We start from the raw sequence: 16154 nt of genomic DNA, 5'->3' as shown, positions 1-16154 counted from the left end.
AAGTCGTTCTCTTTATAAGTTTCAAGTGCAATTATTGCCTCTCTATAGCTGAATTCGTAATAAAGCCAGCATCCAAAGCAATATTTCATCGGAAAGCAGGCACAAGGGAGAGGTATGGCAAGTGCAATAACACCATCTGATATCAAAAGCGCATCGCCGGGACGGACTTCATCGCGCGTATTGCCCGGCTTCAATTTATCGCTCGGCTTCACGCTGCTCTATCTGGCGCTGATCGTGCTGATTCCCTTGTCGGCGGTCTTTCTGAAGACCTTCACCATGACTTGGGATGCTTTCTGGACCGCCGCCACTTCCGACCGCGTCCTCGCCTCCTACCGCCTGACTTTCGGCGCATCGCTGATCGCCGCGGCGCTCAATGTAGTGTTCGGCGGCATCGTAGCCTGGGTATTGGTGCGCTACCGCTTCCCCGGCAAGAAAGTGATCGACGCCCTGGTCGACCTGCCGTTTGCCTTGCCCACCGCGGTGGCCGGCATCGCCTTGACTTCGCTGTATTCGGCCAATGGCTGGATCGGTCGCTATCTCGAACCCTTCGGCATCAAGGTCGCTTTCACCCCGCTGGGCGTGCTGGTCGCATTGACCTTCATCGGCTTGCCGTTTGTCGTGCGTACCGTGCAACCGGTGCTGGAAGAAGCCGAACGCGAGCTGGAAGAAGCCGCCGCCAGTCTCGGCGCCAACCGCCTGCAAGTGTTCGCGCATGTGATTTTCCCCACCATCCTGCCAGCCTTGATGACCGGTTTTGCGCTGGCGTTTGCGCGTGCCACCGGCGAATACGGCTCGGTGATTTTCATCGCAGGCAACATGCCGATGGTGTCCGAAATCACGCCGCTGTTCATCATTACCAAACTGGAGCAATACGACTACACCGGCGCGACTGCGATTGCAGTGGTCATGCTGATCGTGTCCTTCATATTGCTGCTGACGATCAACCTGTTGCAAGCCTGGGCACGCACACGCGGCCGGGCAGAGAAAGTCTGATATGGCCGGTGCTGCTGCTTCCTTATCCATCGGCGTGCAGGCGCGCGGCGAACCCGCGTACACGCCGGCGGCCACCGTCGAACCGTTCTGGGTGCGCGCACTGCTGATCGGCGCTGCGCTGGCCTTCCTGACCCTGTTCCTGTTCATTCCACTCATCGCGGTCTTTGCCGAAGCGCTCAAGAAAGGTTGGGACACTTACCTGCTCGCATTGGTCGAGCCCGATGCGATCGCCGCGATCAAATTGACCCTGCTGACTGCAGCGATTGCCGTTCCGATGAACCTGGTATTCGGCGTGGCAGCCGCATGGTGTATCGCCAAGTTCGAATTTCGCGGCAAGAACATCCTGCTCACGCTGATCGATCTGCCGTTCTCGGTGTCGCCTGTGATCGCCGGCCTGATCTATGTACTGATCTTCGGCGCGCAAGGCTGGCTCGGTCCGTGGCTGGCCGAGCACGACATCAAGATCCTGTTTGCCGTGCCCGGCATCGTGCTCGCAACCATGTTCGTCACCTTTCCCTTCGTCGCACGCGAGCTGATTCCATTGATGCAATCGCAAGGCACGGAAGAAGAGGAAGCCGCGCTGGTGCTGGGCGCGTCCGGCTGGCGCACGTTCTGGCATGTGACGCTGCCGAACATCAAGTGGGGCTTGCTGTACGGCGTGGTGCTCTGTAATGCGCGTGCGATGGGCGAGTTCGGCGCGGTGTCGGTCGTGTCCGGACACATACGCGGCGAGACCAACACCATGCCGCTGCATGTGGAAATTCTGTACAACGAATACAACTTCGTCGCCGCATTCGCGATCGCTTCATTGCTGGCATTGCTCGCGCTAGTCACCCTCGCGATCAAGTCCTTCATCGAATGGCGCGCCAACGAAGTCAATCTGCAACCGGATCAGGAATAATCATGAGTATCGAAGTCAAAAACATTCACAAGCGTTTCGGCAATTTCATTGCGCTCGACAACGTCTCATTGAATTTTCCTCAAGGCGAACTGACCGCCTTGCTCGGCCCATCCGGTTGCGGCAAGACCACGCTGCTGCGCATCATCGCCGGCCTGGAGCAGGCCGATTCCGGTCACGTATTCCTCGATGGCGAAGATGCCTCCGGCCAGCATGTGCGCGAACGCCAGGTCGGCTTCGTGTTCCAGCACTATGCACTGTTCAAGCATATGAGCGTGTTCGAAAACATCGCCTTCGGCCTGCGCGTCAAGCGCCGCGATGTGCGCCCATCGGAAAGCGAGATCAAAAAGAAAGTCATGTCGCTGCTGGAACTGGTGCAGCTCGACTGGCTCGCCGATCGCTATCCGCCGCAACTGTCGGGCGGCCAGCGTCAGCGTATCGCACTGGCGCGCGCGCTGGCGGTGGAGCCGCGCGTGCTGCTGCTGGACGAACCCTTCGGCGCGCTCGATGCCAAGGTGCGCAAGGAACTGCGCCGCTGGTTGCGTCGCCTGCATGATGAATTGCATGTCACCAGCATCTTCGTCACGCACGACCAGGAAGAAGCATTGGAAGTCGCCGACCAGATCGTGGTGATGAACAAGGGCAGGGTGGAGCAGATCGGTTCGCCCGACGAGGTCTACAACCATCCGGCCTCGTCCTTCGTGTACGGCTTCCTCGGTAACGTCAACCTCTTCCATGGCCGCGTGCATGAAGGCGTGCTGGATTCCGGCGGTATCGCCTTCGACGCGCCCGATCATGCGCAGGCACAAGATGCCAACGGTATCGGCTTTGTAAGGCCGCATGACATCGAGGTCGAGCGCTACACGGCGGACGCGGAAGGCATCGTTGCCCGCCTGCGCCGCAGCCATGCCATCGGTCCGCTCGCGCAATTGGAACTGGTGCGCGCCGATAATGCGCAATTGATCGAAGCCGTGATCTCGACCGAACGCTACCAGCATCTCGGCCTGACCGAAGGCGAAACCCTGATTGTGCGTCCAAAGCGCCTGCGGGTGTTCGTCAACGAGTCTGCCAGTCAATCGGCCTGATCGGGAGCACGTATGAATTTCCAGCAACTACGTTCCATTCGCGAAGCCGCGCGCCGCGGCTACAACCTGACCGAAGTCGCGAATGTCCTGTTCACATCGCAACCCGGCGTGAGCCGGCAGATACGCGAACTGGAAGAAGAACTCGGCGTCGAGATTTTCGAGCGCAACGGCAAGCGCCTGACCGGATTGACCGATCCCGGCAAGGGCATCCTGCAAATCATCGAGCGTCTCCTGCTCGAAGCGGAAAACCTGCGCCAGGCCAGCCAGGAATACGCCGGCGAAAAAAGCGGCACGCTGGCCGTCGCCACCACCCACACGCAGGCGCGCTATGTGCTGCCGCGCGTCGTGCAATCCTTTCGCACAGCGTTTCCCGATGTGCGCATCGCGCTCCAGCAAAGCTCGCCGGAACATATTGCAGAATGGGTGATCTCCGGCAAGGCGGATGTCGGTATCGCCACCGAAGGCCTGAGCCAGTTTGAAGAACTGGTGTCGTTTCCCTGCTATCGCTGGAGCCACATGATCGTGGTGCCGGAAGATCATCCGCTGAGCGGCGCGCACAAGGTATCGCTGCAAGAGCTGGCTGCCTATCCCCTGATCACTTATGACGTCGGTTTCACCGGCCGCAGCCATATCGACGACGCGTTCCGCGAAGCGGGCATTGCAACCGATATCGTGTTGACCGCGATGGATTCGGATGTGATCCAGCAGTATGTGTCGTTAGGAATGGGAGTGGGCATCGTCGCATCGATGGCGGTGGAAACCAATCTGGCGCGGGGCTTGCGCGCGGTGGAGGCGGCGCACCTGTTCGCGCCGAATGTGACGCGGCTTGCGGTGCGGCGCGGGGCTTATCTGCGGTCTTATGTGTATGAGTTTATCTTGCAGTTCGCGCCGGAATTGCGGCGCAGGGATATCGAGACGGCATTGAATGCGGGGGCGTAGCGCGGTGCGTCTGGTGCCGTGAACATGCACCTGTTCCAGCGCCATTCGCACGCGGTTACTTGCCGTCAAATCAGGCATCCCCTATCCCCGTCGTCCCCACGAAAGTGCACTGCTGTCCGGAATAATGTGGTTGACAACTCTGCAGTGCCTGCAAGCGGGTCATGGCCTATCAGGCATGCCACCTGCTCTCCCCCGTCATACCCGAGAAATCGGGTATCCATACTGAGTCTGCACTTCGGTGACAACTATTCAGGTAGATGCTTTGTTCTATCGGCTTATGGATTCCCACTTTCGTGAGAATGACGAGGGGAAGCAGGGGCAACGTCAGCATGGATGCCCGTTTTCACGGGCATGACGGGGAGAGGGAAGCGACGTGATGTAGCCACCATACCCGCATGCAAATGCCGCTACACCATTTCAAGAAAATAATTCCGGACGCTACGCTGACCATGTGCTAGGTAGACAGTCGAACGCTCAATCCCAATCAAGCCGCTTTTTCTGCTTTCTCGACCTTGGGTCCGTTGTTAGCATTCGTCGCCGGCATCTCATCGAGCCCCGCTACCGCAGCCGTCTTCAACTGATCCGGCCGATTGACGATGAATATCGTTCCCTTCTTCTCGACGATATTCAGCTTCATCAGCGTATGCAGCGCGCGCGACACGGTTTCGCGGCTGGTGTTGACCATGATCGCGATCTCGTGCTGCTTGGGCAAGCCTTCGATGACCTGGCCTTCATTGGTATCGCGGACAAACTGCTGCAACTGCGCAAACACGCGCTGGAAGGCATTCGGAATGCTGAGCAGCGTGCGCTGCCGCGAAGAGGCGCGCACGATCTGCGCGAAATGCGTAAGAAAGCGCTCCGCCACCAGCGGACGATTGAAGATCAGTGCGCGTGCCTGCGCGGTCGGCAGGAAAGCCACTTCCGAAGGCTTCACCGAGACGATCGAAGCCGAACGCGGCGCGCCGTCGATGACCGACAGTTCGCCGAAATACGCACCCGGCGAAATGAAGTGAATCCCGATCTCGCGCCCATCCTCGGTCACATCGACCACCTGCAGCTGCCCGGCAAGCAGAAAGCACAAGTGATCCGCCTCATCGCCCTTGCGCAAGACAATGTCGTGGCTCAGAAAGCTGCGGCTGGACATCAGTTTCGCGACGGTGATCAGCGTCTCCTGGTCCAGGCCCTTGAATAGCGGTATGTTGGCAGCGGTTTCTAATGCAATTGGCATGTAGCTTCGATAATCAACTGCTTCCAGCGCCGATGGTTTTCTGTCAGTAACAGGCCGTCAGTTGGATGGAAAACGTAAAAATTCAATAACTTCAAATAGTTAAAGGCTTTATCAGGACCAATTATTGCTCAAGACCATGGATTTCGCGTAGGAATTTTTTTGGTTTTTTTGTGGAACAATTGTGGATGGGGGGAATGGCAAGGGTGTTGGATGGGTGGTTTGTTGGATGTAAAGCAAACGCACGTCAAGCGCACCTTAAATAGCAATCCGCCGTAAAGTCCCTTCCCCCTTGCAGGGGGAAGGCTAGGATGGGGGTAGAGAGGTTGAGCTCGCGCAGTCTGTAAATCGACCTTCACACCCCCATCCCAACCTTCCCCCTGCAAGGGGAGAAGGAGCCCAGCGAAGGACGCTTCAGCGGCAGGTTCAAACCTCGATCTTCTCAATTCAACTTGATAAGCTCTTATCCCCCGCAACCAACAATCAATCCCACCACCCCCAAAAAATTTAACAAGAAGCCAACATTTCCCCGAAGTTACCCCCCGTTGTTCCATTTCCAACACGCGCGAATAACAGCATATATAGCCGCTTGGCAATCGAAGCTGCTATACTTTTTGCCAAATCAGGGGTATTCCCATCTGTAAAGCGAGAGACATGATGCAACCGGTAGTTTCAACTGGCTGGAAGAAGTGGGTCGCACTGGTCTGTATGACGGTGAGTTCCGCATACGCACTGGCGGCTGATCCGGCTGGCTCAGTCTCCTTCGTGATCGGCGACGCCAGCGTCGTCGGCGAAGACGGCAAGGCCCGCGCGGTCGCCCGTGGCGAAAACATCAACGCCGGCCAACTCCTTGAAACCGGCGCCACCGGCCACATCCACCTGCGCATGGTCGACGGCGCTTTCGTCAGCATCCGTCCGCAATCGCGCCTGCGTATCGAAGATTACCGCTACGACGCCGGCAACCCGGAAAACAACCGCATCAAGTTCGTGCTGGAAAAGGGCGTCGCCCGCAGCATCACCGGCCGTGCCGGCGAAGCATCCAGGCAAAACTACCGTCTCAATACACCGCTGGCCGCCATCGGCATCCGTGGCACCGACTTCGTGGTGCAGGCCAACGCCGACATCACCCGCGTCACCGTTCAGAGCGGCGCGGTCGTCATGACCCCGCTGGCCGCCGACTGCCTGGCAAGCTCCCTTGGTCCCTGCAAATCCGCAGCCAGCCGCGTACTGACCGCCGCCATGCGCGACGCCTATCTGGAACTGCGCAACCGCAACGAAGCGCCGCTGCTGGTGCCGGCTGAAAAAGCGCTGGAGTCGTCGCCCAATACGGTCGCGCCGCCGCGCCCCGAAGAGCCGCGCGCCACCGCCGACAAGCAGGCCAAGCCGGCTAACAACGTCGACACCCGCGACGCCGTGCGCGAAGTCGCCGCGGCCGACATCAAGAACCGTGTCGAAACACCAACCGCAACGCCGGTGCCGGAGGTGACACCACCCGCACCGGAACCAACACCGCCCATAACAAGCATTCCGCCACCGGTCGAGCCACCACCGGTCGTGGTCGAGCCGGCCCGTTTCTGGTGGGGTCGCTATAGTCCCTACGTTCAAGCGGGTCAGGAGCACACCAGCTTCAATGCGGTTAACCAACCCGGGCGCGAGCCCTTCTTCGGCAATGCCGTCTTCAGCCTGTTCCGAGAGTCGGGAACGCTCGTTGTGCCAAACAGCGGCGTCGCGAAATTCAAGCTGGTCGAATCCGAAGCGATTGTGATGACCGGTAATCAGCTCGCTGCCGCACAAATCACGTCGCCCAGTCTGACCATCGACTTTGCCCAGCGTCGGTTCGATACCTCGCTGACCGTCAACAGTGACGGTATCGCGCCGGTATCCATCGCGTCGTCCGGCGAGGTAACCCATCAAGGTTTGCTATTGGGTAAGACCAATACCCCCGACACAAAGCTCAACGGACTGTTGTCCGACGGTGGCGGTCAGGCAGCCTACGTGTTCGAGCGCGCACTTTCCGGCAATCAGAGCATCCAGGGCGTGACGCGCTGGACTCGCTGATAGCGACCGCCCGTCGCATTAGCCTTCATTGATGTTCCGTTTCTTCCTGCTCGGGGTTGCGCTGTGCGCAGCCCTGATCGCGCCTTCCGCACTTCCCGGATTGTTCACCCCGGTTGACCACGCGCTCAACGACTGGCGCGTGCGCTTCTCGGTGCAGCCGCATGTCGAATCGCGCATCGTCATCGTCGATGTCGACGAGCTCAGCCTGGCAGAGCAGGGCGCATGGCCCTGGCCGCGCGAAACCCTCGCGCGCCTGATCCAGACCCTGATCGACGATTACAAGGTGGCCGGCATCGCCGTCGACATGGTTTTTCCCGAGCAGCGCCCCAACGACCGTCGGCTGGCCGAACAACTGCGCCGCCCCGAAGTGACCGGCGCGGTCGTGTTCGACCTGGAACAGCGCAACCTCGCCGCACTCAAGTTCGTGCTGCCGCCGACCCTGCCGGTGCAGATCGAAGAGGGCGCGCCGCAAGTGCCGGGCGTGCCTGTCGTCACCAACCATGCATCGCTGATGCCGTCGCGCGTCGGCCATATCACCCCGATCTTCGATAGCGACGGTGCGGTGCGCCGCCTGCCGCCGCTGGTCTGCAGTGCGGGCACTTCCTGCCGCCCCAGTCTGGCTCTAGCAGCCTATGCCGGCATGGTCGGCCATGCGCGGCTGGACCTGCGCCGTGGTCAGGGCTTGCTGTCGGCACCCTGGGAATTGTCGCTGCAAACCGATGACGGCGCCCCCATCGTCACCTTGCCGCTGTCTGACGACGGCTCGCTCGTCGTGCCTTACCGGCATTCGCGCCAGGACTGGACCTCGGTATCGGCTGTCGATGTACTCAAGCGCACCCCCGACCCCGCCGTGCTCAAGGGCGTGATCGTCCTGCTCGGCGGCACCGCGCTCGGCTTGTCCGACGTGATCGCCACGCCGCTCGGCCCGGTCGCCGCCGGCCTGGAGCCGCATGTCGAAATTTTGTCCGCGCTGCTGGACAATGATTTCCCGGTCGCGCCCAGGCATGGCACGCTGCTGGCCGGCGCGCTGTTGCTACCTTTTGCCCTACTGCTCGGCTGCCTGATCCGGCGCTACGACAAACCCTTGCACCGCGCCGCTGTCTTTCCCGCCTGGTTGCTTGCGACCTGGGCCGGCGGCGCGATTGGCGCAATGGCCGCGCTGCAAAGCGCCGGCATCCTGCTGCCGCTGTCGCCGCTGCTGGTGTTCCCGCCGCTGGCCGTGCTGCTGATCCTGTCGACCGAGCTGTATCGCACCGGCCGCGACCGCGCCGGCATCTTCGCGCACTTGTCAGCCTACCTGCCGCGTCCGGTCGCGGATCGCCTGACTTCGTTCGGACAGGTCAACACCAGCGTCGACGCCTCGCGCCGCGAAATCACCGTACTGTTCGCCGACATCCACGGCTTTGCCGGACTGAGCGAAAGCACCACGCCGGAAGTCGTCGCCCGTCTGATGCAACGCGTCTTTACCGAAATGGCCGAAGCCGTTGTCCGGCACCACGGCACCATCGACAAGTTCATCGGCGACGCCATCATGGCCTTCTGGAACGCGCCCGAAGATGACCCACTGCATGCCAGCCGCGCACTCGCCGCCGCCCATGAGATCCAGGCGCGCATGACCGCGCTCGCCCCGTTCTGCGAAGAACTCGGCCTCTTGCCCATCAAGGTCGGCATAGGCCTGGAAACCGGCCTTGCCCTGGTCGGCAACTTTGGCTCCGCGCATCGCCGCACCTTCACCGCACTGGGAGAACCGGTTATCCTTGCGAGTCGTCTCGAAGGGCTGACCAACATGTACAAGGAACAAATATTGGTGGGGCAGTCCTGCGCCAACGCGCTCGGGCAAAAAGACCTGCGGGCGCTGGGCACGGTCCAGATCCGCGGACGCATCCAGCCGGTCACGATTTATTGCGCCGATTCATGAAAGATTTATTGTCCGTAGACCGCTGGCGCTGCGCGCTTGCTTCCGTCAGTGCGCCGGTACTGCTGGCAGCCGTCGCGGTCGCGGGGGTATTGCCGCCGCCGTCCTTCGCGCAGTCCCAGCCGGACGCACCTGCGGCACAGCCCAAGCCGGTAGCGGCCTCGTCCACATCGATGGACGGCATCGCCACCGAAGATCTGGCGCCCTATCCCGAAGTGCGCGCTCACCTTGACCTTGGCAATGTGCCCGCCGCGCTGACCGCACTGCAGACAAGGGAACGCCAGCACAGCGACGACCCCAACTATTTCAACCTGGTTGGCATCCTCGCGCTCAAGCTGGCCGACTACGCAACGGCGGTCACCGCCTTCGAGCGCGTCGTCCTCATGCAACCGGAAAACGCCGGCGCCTGGCTGGACCTCGCGATCGCCTCCGCCGAGACCGGCAATGCCGCAGGCGCCAACGCCTATTTCGATTACGTCGAGACCCAGTTCAATCCGCCGCCCCTGGTCAATGTCATCATCTCGCGCTACCGGGCCCGCATGGCCGCACGAGCGCATATATCGCCATGGCAGATCAGCGCGGATGCGATGTTCGGTGTAGACAGCAATGCCAACAGCGGCCTGCAAAACCTGGCGATCCCGATCACCGAGCAAGGCGAGCGTTTCGACTATTTGCTGGACCCGACATTCCAGGCACGCAGCGACCGTTATATACAGGCGGGCGTCAACGCGCGCTATCGGCAGACGCTAGGCGAAAACACGCTGGATCTCTCGGCCGGGTTGCGCACGCGGGACTACGTGCATGAAAACAGTTTCTCGACAGTGAGCGCTAACCTGAGCGCCGGCCTGTACCGCGCCACGACATTCGGAGATGCCGCTGCCCTGCTGCACTATGAAAATTTGTGGCTGGGCGGGTCATCGCTATTGCGTAACGTGCGCGCGGTGGCACAGATCGAACACCCGGTAGAGAACTGCCGCATTGGCTTCAGTGCAGAATCCGAATGGCGGCGCTATGCCGATCGGCGCATTTTCGACGCCAATATCCTCTGGGGCCAGGCCGGTGTCGCATGCGACTTCAAGCTGGAAGCTATCCCGGTCCAGACCATCCTGATCGGCCGCGCCGGCTTTGACGATCCCGTCTACGATCGCGCCGGCGGCGAAACCCGCCACACCGAATTGATCGCCCAGTTCGCGATGCCCATCGCCTGGGGCGCGCGCCTGGAATTCACCACCACCTTTGCCAAGGCGGTCGACAGGGAAGGCTACAGCGCTCTGCTGGAAGACAACGCTGCCCGCCGCCTGAACCGCCGCAATATCCGCCTCGGCGTCACTGTCCCATTCACCCCCGTATCGGATGTCATGGTCCTGGCCGAAGACAACCGCTTCCAATCCAATCTCGCCCTGTTCCGCCAGAGCGGCCAAAGCATCAGCGTCGGCTACAGATACAGGTTCCATTGACGCAGGGCAGAAGGGCGCCGAATTCAATTCGCCCCGCGCCGTCCCCATAATCATCAGCGCCACCCTCAACTCCACAAAGCCAACCACCGACCCGCCCTTCAACCTCCTACCGGTTCCCTCCCCCGGGCAGGCTATGCTATGCACAGATCTTTGCAATACATTGGATTGCTTGCATGCGGGTACCGACAGCTGATTTGGCAAGGTCTTTTCCCTGTCGTCCTCGAGAAGGCGCACTGCTGTCCGGAATAATGTGGTTGACAAATCTGCCGTGCCTGCAAGCGGGTCATGGCCTATCAGGCATGCCACCTGCTCTCCCCCATCATACGCGAGAAATCGGGTATCCATACTGAGCCGGCACTTCAGCTACAACTATTCAGGTAGCTGCCTTGTCCTATCGGCTGATGGATTCCCACTTTCGGGGGAGTGACGAGGAGAAGCAGGGACATGCATCAAACGCAAACAGCCGCATACGACCGTTATCGGAAAAAACCAAATTCAAGTCTCCGAACACAGATACGCTCCCTCGCACCAATGCCTGTCAGCTTCTAGTGCGTTGTCAACTACATTATTCCGGACAGCAGTGCGCTTTTGCGAGGACGACGGGGGAAGTTGGCAGCACGACCAACCACCCATACCCGCCTGCGACCGCCTGTTGCAAAGATCTGTGCGGAGCATAGCCCCCGGGCAGGGGGAGGGTTAGGGCGCCCGGCGTAGGATGGGGATCGAATGCCCAAAATTCTCACCACCGCCAACAAAGCCAAAAGCCAACCACATCACCGCTCAGCAAACCGCCAACGCAAACCTATCAATACCACCCGACATTCACTCCCCTGCCAATCCACCAACAAAAGCGTCATTCAAAAACATCTATAAGAAATAAGAAGCCAAGCAGCCGCCTCCAAAACCGCCTCGAGCCTTACCAATCTGCAACCCTCTATATATAGACATATGCTGCAGACACCCTCGTCCCTCTCCCAAGCCGCGCCAAACCCACAACCAACCGCCAAATCCTCAAGTCAGACCCTTCTAATCACCCTCCCAAACCACCATCCACCCCCAAACACCACACCCCCATTCACCCCAAAACCACAACGCAGACCTATTTCCTCTTATACAAACAAGTAATAAACCATCTTCAAAAACAAACAACGTCGCCATAAATGCAACAAAAACATATTCTTCCGCCAACAAAAACAATTCCAAAAAAGCATTTACGTTGGACCAAAGCAACGTTTCCACAGTAAAATCGCGAGCGGCTTTTGAAGTACCGTAGTTTCCGCGTGTTGTTTTTGAGAGAAAGAAATACAGGTGTGATGACCATCACATTTATTCTTGTCCGGCCTCAATACTATACGCACAGCAACTGGCTCAACACAAAAAAAGCCGGCTTCGCTGGGATTCTTAATTTTTCCTTTTTGGGAGTTTTAAATGGCAATTACCACACAAATGCGTACCGACGTAGCGAACCTGTACGTTTCGCTTTTCGGCCGCGCTCCTGAGCGTGACGGTCTCGGCTTCTGGGTTAACCAACTCGACGCCGGCAAGACTGTCGCTGAAATCGCGCAGTCGATGTACGAAACAGAACCAGCACGTGCAACTTACCCGACTTTCCTTACTAACGAAGAAATCGTTACCAAGTTCTACACCAACGTTCTGGGCCGTACACCGGATGCAGAAGGCAAAGCTTTCTGGACAGCCAAGCTGAACGCTGGCGCATCCAAGGGTGCTCTGATCGCTGAAATGGTTGCTGCAGTCAACAGCTACGCTGGTACTGACGCTGCTGCTCTGGCTTCCAAGGCACTGTTCCAGAACAAGGTAACAGTTGGTTTGTACTACGCTGTTGACCTGGGTGGTAACGACGTTTCGAAGGCAGCAAACGTATTGGTTGGCGTGACAGACGCAGCAGCTTCCGTTGAAACAGCAAAAACTGCAGCAGCTTCTGGTTCGGGCGCTACTTTCGTGCTGACAACCGGCACTGACAACCTGGTTGGTACCTCCGGTAACGACACATTTAACGCAGCTTATACTGCAGCAAATGGTATGGCTTTCCAAGGTTCTGACTCCGTCGACGGCGGCGTTGGTACAGACTCCCTGAACATTACCCTCGGCACAGCAGGTACTTACCAAGCTGCCGCTGTAAAGAACGTTGAAAACATTGTTGTCACTGATACCGCTGGCGCGACACTGAGCCTGCTGGGCGCAACTGGTGTTACTAGCGTCGAATCCAGTGCTTCTACAACAGCAACTACTATCAGCAACATCGCTTCCACATCGACAGGCCTGAAGGTTTCGAACAGCGCTGTCGGTGCAACCTTCGCGTTTGCAGCATCCGCTGTTGCTGGTACAGCTGATACCGCAACTCTGACACTGAACGGTCAGACTGCAGGTACAAACGTGATCGCTGGCATTGAAACACTGAACATCGTGTCCACTGGTAGCGCCAATGCAGTGACTGCATTGACAACCGCTGCTGCGACCAAGTACGTAGTTTCCGGCAACCAGACTCTGAACCTCGGCACACTGGGTGCCACAGTTCTGACCGTTGACGCAAGCGCAGCAACTGCTGGTGTAACTTTCACATCCGACCAAGCAACTGCTTCGACAATTACCGGTGGTTCTGGTAATGACGCGTTGACATTCACTGGTACTAACGCTGTGAATGATTCGATCAACGCAGGTGCAGGCAATGACACCGTAACATTTGCAGCCAATCTGGCTACAACTGACACAGTCAACGGCGGCGACGGTACCGACACTATTGCGGCCACTACAGCCCTGCTGACCGCTTACACAGCTCCGACTACCGCAACACTGACCAACTTCGAAGCCATTAAGGTAACCAACGCACTTGCAGGCAACCTGACGGCAGCTAACGTACAAGCAACTGGTATTAACACAGTTGAACTTGCACTTGGTTCGGGCGCGCACACAGTGACCATGGCTGCTGGCGATATGACCGTCAAGATCGGTGGAGCTAATACCGGTACACTGACCGTTAGCGACACAGGTACAGCAACAACTGACTCACTGACCGTCACCAACACTGGCGCTGCAATCTCGATCTTCGGTGCTGCTGCAGGTGGTCTGGCAGTTTCTGGTTACGAAACTGTTACTATCAACGGTTCCGGCACTGGTGCAGCGACTACTCAAGCTGCAACCACAATCACTCTGACAGCTGACACTGGTGGTACGTCGACATTGAACCTGACAGGCAGCAACGCCTTCACAAGCACTGGTGCTATCACTGCAAACGTGATTAACGCATCCGGCTTGACTGGCACTGCTTCCCTGACCATGGGTGCTGCGGCAGCAAACAGCACATTGACATCGATCCTGGGCTCCGCCAACAGCGACACGCTGCGTGGTGACGATTCTTCCAGCATTGATGGCGGTGCAGGTAACGACAACATCTTCGGCGGCACAGGTGCTGATACGCTGGCTGGTGGTGCTGGTAACGATGTTATCACTGGCGCAGGCGGCAACGACGTTATCACTGGCGGTGACGGTAACGACTCCGTGACTATCACTGTAGCTGGCAACGTCAACCTTGATGGCGGTGCAGGTAACGATTCGATCTCTCTCGGCGACACGTTGACACAAGCTGACACCATCAATGGTGGTGACGGCACAGACACAATCACGCTGACAAATGCTGGCGTTACTGCTGTCAATGCGTTGACAATTTCCAACGTCAACACACTCAATAACAACATTTCGAACGTTGAAGTGTTGAACCTTGATGCACTGGCACAATCCGTCGATGTCGGCCGTCTGGATGGTATCTCCACCATCACGCTGAACGCACTTGGTGGTGCTGCTGGCGTAACTGGTCTGGGTGCTACTAACTCCGTCACTGCAACAGCAAACCTCGGCAATACCCTGACACTGGGTCTGGCCGACGCTACTGGCAGCGCAGACGTTGTAAACCTGACTGCAAACGCGTCCGGCAGCGTTGCTCTGAACACTGTAACAGTTGCTAACGTTGAAACTGTGAACGTAACAGGCAATGATTCCGACACAACGACTACAGGCGCAACTGCTGATGCAGCTCACTCGCTGACATTGACAGCTGACAAGGCAACTAAGGTAGTTGTTGCTGGTAATGCCGCATCGATGAACCTGACACTGACTGGCAGCACAGCAGTCACCAACCTGGATGCCTCGACTTTCGCAGGCGCCCTGACAGCAACTCTGGTTAGCACTGTTGCTGCAACAGTGACCGGTGGCGCAGGTGCAGACGTTCTGACTGGTGGTACAAAGGCAGACGCTATCAACGGTGGTGCAGGTAACGACACAGTGGCTGGTGGTCTGGGTTCGGACACAATCGATGGTGGTGCTGGTACAAACACACTCGACGCATCCGGCATGGTTGGCGTGACAGATAGCGACGGTAACGTCATTTCGACTGGTGCTGTAGTCAACTTGAGCGCTGCTGCGATCTCCGCTGCAACAATCAATACAGCGCTGAGCACTTCGTTCATCGCTGGTGGCACTAGCTCGGTCGCTGCTGGTACTGCTGCTTATCTGTTTGGTTCGAACAGCAACCTGGCTTCCGTATCTGTTGACCATCTGTTGAACCTGACAAAGGTTACTGGTACATCCGGTGCTGACTACCTGGCTGGTGGCGCATCTGCTGAAAGCCTGTCTGGTGCAGCTGGTACCGACTACATCAATGCTGGTAACGGTGCTGACACAGTCACTGGCGGTGCTGGTGACGACGCGATCGTTCTGACTGAGACAGCAGCAAACTCGGCAGCTGACGTAGTTGTATTCAGTGGCTCGACAACAGCTGACAACGGCGCAGATACTATTACTGGCTTTACCGTAGCAGCTGACGTGCTGAACTTTGCAGGTGTTCTCACTGCAGGCTCGCTGGCCAATGCTAATGTTGGTACTGCGATCACACTGGCGACAACAGGTGCGCTGGCTACTGAAGGTACTTCGATTGCTGTTGCTGCTAATAAAGTGTATGTGGCACAGGTCGCAGTAGCGGCAGGTATTGATACCGCTGCTGAAATGATCACGGCACTGACAGATACTGGTGTTCTGGACGCAGTTGATGTGGCTGCTAGCGCTGAAGCAATCCTGATAGTGTCTGGTGCTGACGACGCAACTAAGCTCTACGTCTATGGTGTGAATAACGACGGTACTGCAGCAATTGCAGGCGGCGAGTTGGTCCTGATTGGCACTATCACAACTGATAGCACCACACTGACTACTGGCAACTTTGCATTCTAAAAACCATTGAAGTGATCTTGATCACTTCTCTAGCTAATTAGACTAGTTGTGACGACTAAAACCCTGCCCAGCAATGGGCAGGGTTTTTTTTGTTTCAAGCAAAATAAAAATTTATGCTAATTCTTACGCATGAGAGAAGTTGCTGCTAAATTCGAGGTTTATGACGTATATCTCGCTGTCTATGAATCTCCATAAAAACGTTCACGACCAATTACATCGCGGCCTCGAATCCCATGAATGTCTCATTTCGGGAATAACCAACACTTTAATTGAGCGATTTGCTTCTACACACGACATTACTGTTGTAGAAGATACGGACAACGGCAACTGACCAAGGCTCCGAGTT

The 16154-nt window shown here is 57.8% G+C and carries 10 protein-coding genes; 8 read left to right on the top strand and 2 right to left on the bottom strand.

Annotated features, from left to right (window positions below):
* Positions 1–114 precede the first annotated feature (114 nt).
* From cysT to D3871_RS13900, 4 genes are read left to right on the top strand one after another with little or no spacing between them, the layout of a single operon-like run.
* Positions 115–993: a sulfate ABC transporter permease subunit CysT gene (gene cysT / locus D3871_RS13915; RefSeq protein ID WP_119769437.1), complete on the top strand. Its 879-nt coding sequence runs from the start codon at positions 115–117 to the stop codon at positions 991–993.
* 1 nt (position 994) lies between these two features.
* Entirely contained in the window at positions 995–1894 is a 900-nt protein-coding gene (cysW, locus tag D3871_RS13910; RefSeq protein WP_119769436.1) for a sulfate ABC transporter permease subunit CysW, read from the top strand.
* Between the two features lie 2 nt (positions 1895–1896).
* Positions 1897–2976, top strand: a complete 1080-nt coding sequence (locus D3871_RS13905; RefSeq protein ID WP_119769435.1) for a sulfate/molybdate ABC transporter ATP-binding protein — start codon at positions 1897–1899, stop codon at positions 2974–2976.
* Positions 2977–2988: 12 nt separating this feature from the next.
* Positions 2989–3915, top strand: coding sequence for a CysB family HTH-type transcriptional regulator (locus tag D3871_RS13900; RefSeq protein WP_119769434.1), 927 nt, complete (start codon positions 2989–2991; stop codon positions 3913–3915).
* Positions 3916–4399: 484 nt separating this feature from the next.
* Here D3871_RS13900 and D3871_RS13895 read toward each other — a convergent pair whose 3' ends face one another.
* Entirely contained in the window at positions 4400–5143 is a 744-nt protein-coding gene (locus D3871_RS13895) for a Crp/Fnr family transcriptional regulator (RefSeq protein WP_119769433.1), read from the bottom strand.
* 651 nt (positions 5144–5794) lie between these two features.
* Between D3871_RS13895 and D3871_RS13890 the strand changes: the two genes are divergently transcribed.
* Genes D3871_RS13890 through D3871_RS13880 form a run of 3 tightly spaced genes read left to right on the top strand, consistent with a single transcriptional unit; the run spans position 5795 to position 10570 of the window.
* The gene (locus tag D3871_RS13890; protein WP_119769432.1) at positions 5795–7198 is read left to right on the top strand and encodes a FecR family protein; all 1404 of its coding nucleotides are present in this window, start codon (positions 5795–5797) and stop codon (positions 7196–7198) included.
* A gap of 31 nt (positions 7199–7229) precedes the next feature.
* On the top strand, positions 7230–9116 hold the full coding sequence (locus tag D3871_RS13885) for a CHASE2 domain-containing protein (protein ID WP_119769431.1): 1887 nt from the start codon (positions 7230–7232) through the stop codon (positions 9114–9116).
* The gene (locus D3871_RS13880; protein WP_119769430.1) at positions 9113–10570 is read left to right on the top strand and encodes a tetratricopeptide repeat protein; all 1458 of its coding nucleotides are present in this window, start codon (positions 9113–9115) and stop codon (positions 10568–10570) included. Before D3871_RS13885 ends, D3871_RS13880 begins: the two co-directional genes overlap by 4 nt.
* Before the next feature lie 1026 nt (positions 10571–11596).
* On the opposite strand, the gene D3871_RS29835 is transcribed toward D3871_RS13880, so the two are convergent.
* The gene (locus tag D3871_RS29835; RefSeq protein WP_147376820.1) at positions 11597–11809 is read right to left on the bottom strand and encodes a hypothetical protein; all 213 of its coding nucleotides are present in this window, start codon (positions 11807–11809) and stop codon (positions 11597–11599) included.
* Positions 11810–11998: 189 nt separating this feature from the next.
* On the opposite strand from D3871_RS29835, the gene D3871_RS13875 reads away from it, so the two are divergent.
* On the top strand, positions 11999–15808 hold the full coding sequence (locus D3871_RS13875) for a DUF4214 domain-containing protein (RefSeq protein WP_119769429.1): 3810 nt from the start codon (positions 11999–12001) through the stop codon (positions 15806–15808).
* Positions 15809–16154 lie beyond the last annotated feature (346 nt).

This window comes from Noviherbaspirillum saxi (assembly GCF_003591035.1).
Lineage (GTDB): Bacteria > Pseudomonadota > Gammaproteobacteria > Burkholderiales > Burkholderiaceae_D > Noviherbaspirillum > Noviherbaspirillum saxi.
This window is presented reverse-complemented; position numbering and strand designations above follow the sequence as displayed.

Excerpts from the sequence above, each read along its gene's own strand:
- cysW (WP_119769436.1), top strand. The coding sequence starts at position 995 with ATGGCCGGTGCTGCTGCTTCCTTATCCATCGGCGTGCAGGCGCGCGGC.
- D3871_RS13890 (WP_119769432.1), top strand. The coding sequence starts at position 5,795 with ATGATGCAACCGGTAGTTTCAACTGGCTGGAAGAAGTGGGTCGCACTG.
- D3871_RS13895 (WP_119769433.1), bottom strand. The coding sequence starts at position 5,143 with ATGCCAATTGCATTAGAAACCGCTGCCAACATACCGCTATTCAAGGGC.
- D3871_RS13885 (WP_119769431.1), top strand. The coding sequence starts at position 7,230 with ATGTTCCGTTTCTTCCTGCTCGGGGTTGCGCTGTGCGCAGCCCTGATC.
- D3871_RS13875 (WP_119769429.1), top strand. The coding sequence starts at position 11,999 with ATGGCAATTACCACACAAATGCGTACCGACGTAGCGAACCTGTACGTT.
- D3871_RS13880 (WP_119769430.1), top strand. The coding sequence starts at position 9,113 with ATGAAAGATTTATTGTCCGTAGACCGCTGGCGCTGCGCGCTTGCTTCC.
- D3871_RS13900 (WP_119769434.1), top strand. The coding sequence starts at position 2,989 with ATGAATTTCCAGCAACTACGTTCCATTCGCGAAGCCGCGCGCCGCGGC.
- D3871_RS13905 (WP_119769435.1), top strand. The coding sequence starts at position 1,897 with ATGAGTATCGAAGTCAAAAACATTCACAAGCGTTTCGGCAATTTCATT.
- cysT (WP_119769437.1), top strand. The coding sequence starts at position 115 with ATGGCAAGTGCAATAACACCATCTGATATCAAAAGCGCATCGCCGGGA.